The sequence below is a fragment of the Pauljensenia sp. UMB6358 genome, from assembly GCF_030216865.1.
Classification (GTDB): domain Bacteria; phylum Actinomycetota; class Actinomycetes; order Actinomycetales; family Actinomycetaceae; genus Pauljensenia; species Pauljensenia turicensis_A.
The window spans coordinates 60,954-70,372 of the sequence record NZ_JASOMS010000010.1; the positions used below are offsets into that span (position 1 = coordinate 60,954).

Sequence of the window (9,419 nt, forward strand, 5' to 3'; positions counted from 1 at the left end):
AAAGTCGATGAAGTGCACGTATTTGCTTCGTTGAAGTCGATTGAAAATATGTGAAATACGCAAAAATGCGTGACATCACCACGCTGTATGTTCATAATTATTTACACAAGGCTTATGTTTGAACGTGAGTCTCGGAAAACAATTCTTGAACGGATGGCTGATGTCTGCACCACTGTCACATGCGCAATTCGATGTTCTTTACGCAGTGAACTGTAACGAAGAAACGCTCACTCAGCGTGAGATCCAAGCAATAACGGGTATGTCACTAGGACGTGTGAACTCGGCTGTTCGTGAGCTTGAAGCGAGCGGGTATCTTGCGGCCCGTCAGATCACTGACGCTGGCCTGGAAGCTCTCGCGCCATATGCTGTCGATAACGCAGTCATTATGGCAGCAGGTCTCTCATCACGTTTTGCCCCCATCTCCTATGAACGACCGAAGGGGACCCTGCGTGTTCACGGAGAGGTTCTGATCGAACGCCAGATCGAGCAGCTCCACGAAGCCGGAATTACAGACATCACCGTTGTTGTCGGTTACAAGAAGGAATACTTCTTCTACCTCGTCGAAAAATACGGCGTGAAAATCGTTGTGAACTCCGAATACGCCACGCGAAACAACAATGGTTCGCTGTGGCTGGTACGCGACAAACTGGCCAATACCTACGTCTGTTCGTCCGACGATTACTTCACCGAGAATCCTTTCGAATCCCACGTTTACCGCGCCTACTACTCTGCCCAGTATGTTGAAGGTGAGACCGATGAGTGGTGTCTGACAACCGGCGCTGGCGGTCGCATTACCGGCGTTGAAGTTGGCGGACATGACGCGTGGATCATGCTTGGCCACGTCTACTTCGATCGTGAATTCTCAGCCACGTTTGTGGAGATCCTCGAGCGCGTTTATCACCTTCCAGAAACCGCCCCGAAGCTCTGGGAACAGATCTATGTCGACAATATCAAGCAGTTCTCGATGGTCATGCGCACATACCCTGCTGGCCTGATTAACGAATTTGATTCTCTTGATGAACTTCGCTCTTTTGACCCGTTCTTCATGGAGAACGTTGACTCCGAGATTTTTGACAACATCACGGCAACATTGAACTGCGATGTGAATGATATCCAGGATGTCTACCCCCTCAAGCAGGGAATTACTAATCTGTCATGCCACTTTGCTGTGGGAGACAAAGAGTATGTCTATCGCCATCCGGGCCTGGGAACTGACAAGATCGTGGACCGACAAGCCGAAAGCGAAGCACTGAATCTGGCGAGTGAACTGGAACTAGACTCGACATTCCTTGCTTCCAACCCGATTCAAGGATGGAAGATCTCTCGCTTTATCCCCGATTGTCGCAACCTTGACGTGACGAATCCCGACGAGCTTCGTCGCGCGATGCAGATGTCCCGACGCCTACATGACAGCGGGAAGACTCTCACGCGCAACTTTGACTTCGTCACTGAAGGTCTGCGATACGAAGAGATTCTGAAACAGTTTGGTCCCATCGACGTACCTGGATATGAGGAGCTTCGCACCAAGGTCCTTCGGCTGAAGACACACGCCGATGCGGACAACTTCCCGCTGGGTCCCAGCCACAACGATTTCTTCAACCTGAACTTCCTTGTTTCTCAGAACGGGCATCTTGACCTGATCGACTGGGAATACGCGGGGATGTCCGATATCGCTGCTGACTTCGGGACAATGGTCGTCTGCGCGACCGATCTCACCGATGAGCTTGCTACCCAAGCCCTCGAATACTATTTTGGCCGAACACCCACCCCAACCGAACAGCGTCACTTCTGGTCATACGTTGTCTTTGCCGGGTGGTGTTGGTACATCTGGTCCCTCGTAAAGGAAGCAGAGGGCGACAACGTCGGTGAATGGCTGTACATCTACTACTCGCACGCAACCGGAAAGCTCAACGAATTACTTGCTGCGTACGAGAACGCCGAGCTGGATAATTGAAGAGGAGACACGCAATGAAGTGGGGTATTTTTTCGGGTGCTCTCTGGGGCTTGGACACATCGATCCTGGCTCTCGCACTAGTCTTTGTCCCGTTCCTCGATGCGTCAGAATCATCGCTTTCATCAGCGCTACTGCACGATGTGACGGCCGCCCTGGTCCTGCTTGTTTATATGGGCCTGAGAGGTCGTCTACGTGACTCTTTAGCTGCGGTGAAGACTCGATCGGGTCGAGCCGTCATGCTCGGCGCATTGCTGGGTGGTCCGTTCGGTATGACCGGGTACCTGATTGCGATCAATCACATCGGGCCGGGCTTTACGGCCATCATTTCCACCTTCTACCCGGCCGTGGGTACCGTTCTGGCGTTCGTATTCCTGAAAGAACGTATGAGCCCCAAGCAGATTATTGCTTTGCTCGTAGCTCTTGGAGCCATTGTGATGATCGGCTATTCGTCCACGCAGACGGTTACCGAGGGCAACCCTGTCCTTGGCGTCATTGCCGCTCTTGCCTGTGTTTTTGGTTGGGGCTCCGAAGCTGTCATTCTCGCGTGGGGAATGCGTGACGATGCCGTTGACAACGAGACTGCCCTCCATATTCGTGAAACAACATCGGCGCTCGTGTATGTCATTGTTGTTGCTCCGATCGCTGGGGTCGTCGGGTTTACCCTCCGTGCAATCCCGACGGCGGGAACTGGTGTGATCGCGATTGCCGCAATCGCCGGAACGGCTTCGTATCTCTTCTACTACAAGGCCATCGACACAGTCGGCGCCTCGCGAGGGATGGCACTGAACATCTCTTACTCTGCGTGGGCGGTGATCTTCGCATTCCTTTTGCAAGGGACCGTTCCCAGCGTCCTACAGATCGTGTGCTGTGTGGTTATCTTGGTGGGTACGGTTCTGGCTGCTACGCCGAACTGGAAGGAACTGCGTTCGCAGTTCACATAGGATCCTGGTCAAAAAAGGTGTGGCCTCCCTGTCTGTAGGGAGGCCACACCTATATGAACGCGAAGTCAGTTCTTTGCCATGATCTGGTTGATGATCGTTGGATCGCCCCAAACGCCGGGGGAGTCATAAGGACGATCGGGGAAGGCGCCGTACTCGAGTGTCAAAGAAAGATTGTTTTCCTTGATGTATGCCTCAACGCGGTCAGCCAATGAGATCGGTTGACCCGAGCACGCGTTAATGATGCCCGTGTACTCATCCTGCGTCACGATCGCGGCGATCTGTTGCGCTAGACCATCAACGGAAATGAAATCGTACAGATTCTTTCCCATGGTGAAGGGGAAAGATGTCTTGCCTTCTTCATCAGCCTGAAGAAGCTTGCTGAAAATGGAATTACCGAATTTGTCATCGCCGACGATGTAGTAGCCACGGATCCATTGCATCAATGAGCCAGTTTGAGAAGCGCGAATAGCGGTGAGATCACGCAGAGCATTCTTTGCTACTCCATAGAGGGACGCGGGGTGGCAGGGGGTGTCAGCATCAATAGCACCTTCCCAATATCCGACCTCATGCATTGAGCCCATCACTGCAATCTGAGACAACCCACCTTCAAGAAGATGTGAGATGAAGTGGTAGTGGGAAGCCAAATCGTCCACATGCGCCTGAGAATTGTGCTTGAAACCGTCCCTCCAGGCCATGTGAAGCACAACATCGGGCTTGCCTAGCTGCTCGTAGATGTCAGCGTCGCCTGAAAAGATATTGACGTTCAGGCGTTTAGCGCGTTCATCGATTCCGTCAAACTTCAAATCCACGACAGAAACATTGACGTCATGCTTCAGCAGAGCGTCGACGACATGGCGACCAATATAGCCACCGGCACCAGTAACGAGAACAGTCTTTCGCATAGGTGTGATGGTATCAGTTGGCTTTGCCATTACCTCGTATAAAACGAGCTAAATCAGACACCGTGAGCTGAAAAATATAGGTGAGGGTTCGCGCACTATCTTGGCGTTCCCTGTAGGTTCTGCCGAGATAATAATCGAGCAACTAAGATGGAGTTATCTGAAAGGTAGAAGCCAGACCCGTTGTCTACCTTCCCCCGAAGAATCTGAGAGATTGAGCTATGCATACCCTCGACATTATGTTGCCGTTTTGGGGCGAACCGTCGTACCTCTTTGAAACAGTAGAGGCCGTTCGTAACCAAAGCGTGGGCGGATGGAAGTTGACGGTTGTTGATGACTGCTACCCAGATCCGCAGGTGGGCGAGTACTTCTCGCACCTTGATGACGAGCGCGTGACTTATATTCGCAATGAAAACAATCTGGGCATCACTCAGAACTATGAGCACTGCGTTGAACTTGCCTCGGCGGAGCTCATTATGTTGCTTGGATGCGATGATGTTCCAGAACGCGACTTCGTCGAACGAATCTTGAAGCTTCACTCTGAATTTCCCTCTGCATCCATTATCCAGCCGGGAGTTCGAATCATTGATGAGAGCAGCTCTGCGGTCACTCCTGTTGTCGACCGGGTTAAGTCCCTACTGCGACCTGATGCGCAGCGGCCTCGTCTGTTGTCCGGTGAGGATCTTGCCGTATCGCTGTTGCGAGCCGATTGGTTGTACTGGCCTTCGCTCGTCTTCAAGCGTGAGGTTTTTGAAACAACGCAGTTCCGTCCGGGTTTCCCGATTATTCAGGATCTTGCGCTTGTCATGGATGTCATCGTGGCTGGAGGCTCTCTGCTCTTCGATCCCTATGTATGTTTTGCATACCGTCGTCACGCTGAATCTGCATCGTCGACTGCACTTTTTGATGGCCGTCGTTTCCAAGGAGAACGCGATTACTTTGCGATTGCCGAGAAGCTCGTATTGAAGAATGGCTGGAGGCGCGCTGCACGTGCTGCGCGTATTCATTCAACGTCGAGAGCACATGCTCTGACTTTGCTTCCCCAAGCCTTGAAGCAGAAGGATAACGCGGCTGTCTCGCAACTTCTGAAGCATGTGATTTCGTAGTGTGTCAGAGCACACTGAAAGAGGTTGGTGGGTGCTTCTGAAAAGCGCCCACCAACCTCTTTCAGTGAATGGCTATCACTTCGTTGGAAGGCAATGGCGGAAATGAGGGAAGTGAGTTCTCTGTAGCGAAAAGCCTTGTTTGCTGAGGCTTACTAACGAGCAGCTAAGGAGAGCTCTCCCCAGGGGGATTTTCCGCGAACCCAACGCATCGTTGCACGTTCAACACCCAACCAGCTCGCTGTCGCCAAGATGACAGTGATGAACGTGGCAACCATTAAAAGGAACCAGAACCCCATCGTGTGAACGCCGAACAGGATAAGAAGCTGAAGGACGGGGAAGTGGAAAATATACACGCCGTACGAGATGTCATGAACCTGAATGAGTTTCGGAGAGGGGAGAACAGCTCCCAGCCAGAGGATCACGTAGGCCATAAATGGTGATGCTGCTTGCTTACCGAAACCGTCCGAACCGTAGATACACGCAAGCGCAAGGATGAGGGAAACAAAAGCGTACTCCCATCTCATTGGCAACTTATCGCCTAGCTGGAAGATAATCGCGCCCCCAAGGAAGTACGGGAGCATAAAGATGAGTAGCTGAAAATCGCCACTATTTCCAACGTAGGGAAGGAACCAACCGATTCTCGCGTGAATTGCTACCGACACGAGGAATAGCAGGATTGTTGGCCACACGTGGTTCTTTGTGAACGCCCATGACAGGAAGACACCGATGATGATGTAACACCAGAACTCGTAGTACAAACTCCAGAGGGAACCATTCCAAGCCGACGGATAAGGCACCGATGCAAGAGTGCCCGAGACATCGTAGTGATTAATTAAAAGGAAGATATTCGAGTAAATGTAGTGGAGTGGCGTAGTCGGAGTTGCGAAGAACCCGTCGAACGAGTGCTTTTCAACGTAATAGGCAATCGGTGCGAAGATGAAAGCAACCGCAACGAGGGACAGCAAGAATCCGGGATAGATGCGAGTAATGCGATTCATCAAATAGTGTGCGCCATTACTTCGAGTTCGTGCGCCCGTGATAAGAAAGCCGGAAATACCAAAGAAACCAACGACTGCCCAGCTACCCAGGTGTTGTCCCTGCCAGACAACACCATCTCCAACACCTGCCAGAATCTGGGCGTGAGAAAACACAACCAGAAACGCAAGGGCTAATCGCAGGAGGTTGAGGGCGTTATCGCGAGAGCCAAGATCTCGCGTATATGGTTGGGGCAGATGCATGGTCACTTAGTGTAATGGACGCATATCTGGCTCCCCTTGATCGACTCTTGTTTCTCGTGTGCAACCTACGACAGCGGTGAACAACGTGGATGTGCATGTGAATTCTTGTGGCGTAACGAGTCTGGGATCATTGTTGAAGCACGATGTGTTTCTCGGCTGAAATACTCTCCTGTGCGATAATCGGGTAACGATCAAGTTGGAATGATGCTCGAGTTTAAGGACAACGTATGGCAACGCCTGATGCATTTTCAGATCCGGAGCAACTTGCGAAGATTCAGGCAGTTCTCCTAAAGATTCTGAAGGATTTTGATCAAGCCTGTCGCGAGCTTGGGGTCGAGTACACGGTCTACGGTGGAACATCTATTGGGGCTGTGCGGCATCAGGGGTTCATCCCGTGGGACGATGATGTTGACGTGCTTATGACTCGTGCCGATTACGAGCGTTTCCTTGCCGAGGCGCCGAAGATTATGTCGAAAGACTATCGTTTCGACAATACGCGTACGGTGCCAGAATATCCCTTCATGTTTACCAAACTTGGGCTGGATGGAACTGTCTTCATTCCTGAGTTTGGCAAGGACTCGAAGTACCGGATGCGCCTAGCAATCGATCTACTCCCTCTCGATAATGTTCCGGGCGATGATCCTGCAGCGGTTAAAGCAATGAGTCGCAGAACATGGGTGTGGGGTCGTCTGCTCTACGTACAGGGAACCCCGACTCCCTACTTGATTGACACACACGGCTTCAAGCGTTTTGCGATCCACAGTGCAACCTCGCTTGCTCATTGGGCTATGCGTTTATTCCGTGTAACCCCACAAATGTTGCAGAACAAGTGGGATAAGGCTGCTCGTCGTTTCGAATCGGTTGATACAGGGATCTACGCTGACTTTTCGATGCGTGATCCGTGGAACTGGACAGTGACTCGCGAGGAGCTCTTCCCAGCTCTGGATGTTCCGTTTGAAGACATTACGGTCAAACTCCAGCGCGAGTACGACGCGGTTCTGACACGTTCGTACGGCGACTACATGCAGATGCCACCGGAAGAGAAGCGCCGTAACCATAAGCCGGTAGAAATCGATTTCGGTCCCTACGAAAGCCTCGCCTGAGAGAAGGACGAGTCCATGTCGGACGCCAGTGCCAGTAGTTCTCTCAAACGTGACTACTTTTGGAATACTGCATATTCTCTGATGCAGTCTGCTGCGACGGTAGTCATGTTGATCGTTGTCACTCGTGTTCTCGGTATTGAGATTGCCGGCTTATATTCGTTAGCAATTGCGGTCGGTCAACAATTCCAGACGCTGGGAATGTTTGAAGTACGCACGTACCATGTGACAGATGCGTCGGGGAAGTTTACTTTCGGCACCTATCATGCAACTAGAATCTTGACCGTCGGTGCAATGATTATTGGCATTGCAGGATACGCGGTTGTGAGTGGCGATGGGCTCTCCGCTGTGATGCTCATGATCCTGGTTGCCTCGATCCGCGTCTTTGATGCGTTCGAAGATGTTTACTACTGCGAGCTTCAACGTAGTGGCCATCTGGATATTGCTGGTGCAGCAGGGTTCTGGCGTACTTTTGTCACTACAGCTGTATTTAGCGCCGGGCTTGTCATTACGCAGAACCTTTGGATAACAGTAATTGCAACTTTGGTTGCGTCGCTCGTAGCGATGATCGTTCTATTTGTTCCTCAGAGCGTGCGACTTTTTGCTTTCAAACCGCTATGGACAAAACGCGAGATTTCTGCTCTCCTCATTGATTGTCTACCGCTTGCTCTTGCATCGTTTATTTCCATGTATCTTGCGAATGCTCCACGTTTCGGTATTGACCGTTACTTGGGCCTGACAGAACAGGGTATTTTCGCAATTCTTTACATGCCTGCGGTAGCAATCAATTTGCTGGCATTGGTTGTCTTTAGACCACTTCTGACACAGATGGCTCATCATTGGGTTCGCCACAACTGGTCAGGATTTGTTGGGATCGTGCGTCGCGGGCTTACCGCTACAGCGGGCGCATTTGTCGCGGTTGCGATTGTGACCTACTTTATTGGTGTTCCGATTCTCAATCTTGTTTTCGGTAAAGATATTGCTCCATATCGAACGGAGCTGATCGTTCTTGTCTTTGGTGGAGCCATGAACTCTGCCAGTGTGATTCTCTATTACGCGATTACGACGATGCGCCAGCAGAAGCTGGTCTTTGTAGGGTACGCCGTGTCAGCGTTGACGATTGCAGCTCTTGTTCCCATTCTGATCCCGCGTTATCAGATTATGGGTGCTTCGATTGCCTATGGGATAGCGATGACCGTGCTCTCCATGATCTTCGGACTCGTACTGGTGGCGAACAGGGATAAGAAAGCCGTCGAACAGTAGTCGTATGTGAGAGCCGAAACAACTTCAATCCCAACGCGGGGTACACTCTGTTCACTTTTTAGCTGAAAGACCGCTTCATCAGGGCAACGATGTGGAACCCGTAGTTTTTGGCGGTCGCCCACCCGCGGTGTTGGGGATTTTCTTGAATGCCGAGGTATTCAACGATGGGCGCGCTTCCCCTTAAAACGTAGGCGAACCGTTGATCTACCAAGGGGTAGGCAAGACTAGATTCAGTTGCATGTGGGTCAGCGTATGCGCGTAGGTGCTGGACTTGTGCCCGCAGACCGGTGCGCACGTCGGGGAAGCCGTTGCCTTGTGCTCCGTTACCTGTTGCGGCAAGTCCTGCGAAGTTGAACTGTTGGATCTTGACGTCGCCACCGAATGAGAGCCACGCGGTTTCTAGCATGGACTGGGCAAAGACAACTTCCGGGTTGATGCCTTCGGCTATTGCCTCGTCATAGAGGATCGAGAAGAAGTCTAAAGCGGTGGGAGCGCCCCCAATGCTGAGTGCACCCGAGGGATAGGAGTGACCCGATTGGGCGTATGCGTTCAGCATTGCTTGGATTGTTGTGGCACGGTTTGTGTGGGGGGCTCCCATGATCGGCGTAGGAGTAAACCACGTTCCGTCGGAGGCAAAGTAGTAGGTGGCCGAATCAATGTCCTGCTGGCCTGTGACCATTGCTCCTGAAGGGGCTAGGTAGTACCAGGTGCCGTTGTTTTCCAGCCAACCGGTTTTCATGGCGCCTGATGCTTCAAAGTAATACCAGGTTCCGTTCACTGATCGCCAACCGGTTGCCATTGCTCCGGAGGTGGTGAGGTAGTACCACGTGCCACCGTTGTCGACCCAGCCGGTTTTCATTTCGCCGCTCTGGGTGAAGTGGTACCAGGTGTTGTTGACGAGGGTCCAGCCGGTGGCCA

Annotated in this window: 8 protein-coding genes; 5 read left to right on the forward strand and 3 right to left on the reverse strand. The window is 51.9% G+C overall.

What is annotated here, in order from left to right; genetic code table 11:
• Nucleotides 1–160 precede the first annotated feature (160 nt).
• Nucleotides 161–1,954 (forward strand): NTP transferase domain-containing protein, encoded by a 1,794-nt coding sequence (locus QP381_RS07595; RefSeq protein WP_103631998.1) that lies wholly within the window; start codon nt 161–163, stop codon nt 1,952–1,954.
• A 14-nt stretch (nt 1,955–1,968) separates the two neighbouring features.
• Nucleotides 1,969–2,895, forward strand: coding sequence for a DMT family transporter (locus tag QP381_RS07600; protein WP_179369807.1), 927 nt, complete (start codon nt 1,969–1,971; stop codon nt 2,893–2,895).
• 65 nt (nt 2,896–2,960) lie between these two features.
• Here QP381_RS07600 and QP381_RS07605 read toward each other — a convergent pair whose 3' ends face one another.
• Nucleotides 2,961–3,797, reverse strand: coding sequence for an NAD-dependent epimerase/dehydratase family protein (locus tag QP381_RS07605; RefSeq protein WP_040318641.1), 837 nt, complete (start codon nt 3,795–3,797; stop codon nt 2,961–2,963).
• 218 nt (nt 3,798–4,015) lie between these two features.
• Between QP381_RS07605 and QP381_RS07610 the strand changes: the two genes are divergently transcribed.
• Complete coding sequence (locus QP381_RS07610; RefSeq protein ID WP_006681358.1) at nt 4,016–4,900, forward strand: glycosyltransferase family 2 protein; 885 nt, start codon at nt 4,016–4,018, stop codon at nt 4,898–4,900.
• Nucleotides 4,901–5,052: 152 nt separating this feature from the next.
• Here the strand turns inward: QP381_RS07610 and QP381_RS07615 are convergent, their stop codons facing one another.
• Nucleotides 5,053–6,138: an acyltransferase family protein gene (locus tag QP381_RS07615; RefSeq protein WP_006681357.1), complete on the reverse strand. Its 1,086-nt coding sequence runs from the start codon at nt 6,136–6,138 to the stop codon at nt 5,053–5,055.
• A gap of 227 nt (nt 6,139–6,365) precedes the next feature.
• On the opposite strand from QP381_RS07615, the gene QP381_RS07620 reads away from it, so the two are divergent.
• Both QP381_RS07620 and QP381_RS07625 read left to right on the forward strand, forming a co-directional pair.
• Nucleotides 6,366–7,241, forward strand: coding sequence for a LicD family protein (locus QP381_RS07620; protein ID WP_006681356.1), 876 nt, complete (start codon nt 6,366–6,368; stop codon nt 7,239–7,241).
• A gap of 15 nt (nt 7,242–7,256) precedes the next feature.
• Nucleotides 7,257–8,501 (forward strand): lipopolysaccharide biosynthesis protein, encoded by a 1,245-nt coding sequence (locus QP381_RS07625; protein WP_006681355.1) that lies wholly within the window; start codon nt 7,257–7,259, stop codon nt 8,499–8,501.
• 58 nt (nt 8,502–8,559) lie between these two features.
• Here the strand turns inward: QP381_RS07625 and QP381_RS07630 are convergent.
• Nucleotides 8,560–9,419 (reverse strand): glucosaminidase domain-containing protein (locus QP381_RS07630; RefSeq protein ID WP_285068274.1); only part of this gene is annotated, 860 nt, incomplete at its 5' end.

Bases quoted from the DNA above. Each gene is read 5' to 3' on its own strand.
- QP381_RS07620 (WP_006681356.1), top strand. From the start codon at position 6,366: ATGGCAACGCCTGATGCATTTTCAGATCCGGAGCAACTTGCGAAGATT.
- QP381_RS07595 (WP_103631998.1), top strand. From the start codon at position 161: ATGTCTGCACCACTGTCACATGCGCAATTCGATGTTCTTTACGCAGTG.
- QP381_RS07600 (WP_179369807.1), top strand. From the start codon at position 1,969: ATGAAGTGGGGTATTTTTTCGGGTGCTCTCTGGGGCTTGGACACATCG.
- QP381_RS07615 (WP_006681357.1), bottom strand. From the start codon at position 6,138: ATGCATCTGCCCCAACCATATACGCGAGATCTTGGCTCTCGCGATAAC.
- QP381_RS07610 (WP_006681358.1), top strand. From the start codon at position 4,016: ATGCATACCCTCGACATTATGTTGCCGTTTTGGGGCGAACCGTCGTAC.
- QP381_RS07605 (WP_040318641.1), bottom strand. From the start codon at position 3,797: ATGCGAAAGACTGTTCTCGTTACTGGTGCCGGTGGCTATATTGGTCGC.
- QP381_RS07625 (WP_006681355.1), top strand. From the start codon at position 7,257: ATGTCGGACGCCAGTGCCAGTAGTTCTCTCAAACGTGACTACTTTTGG.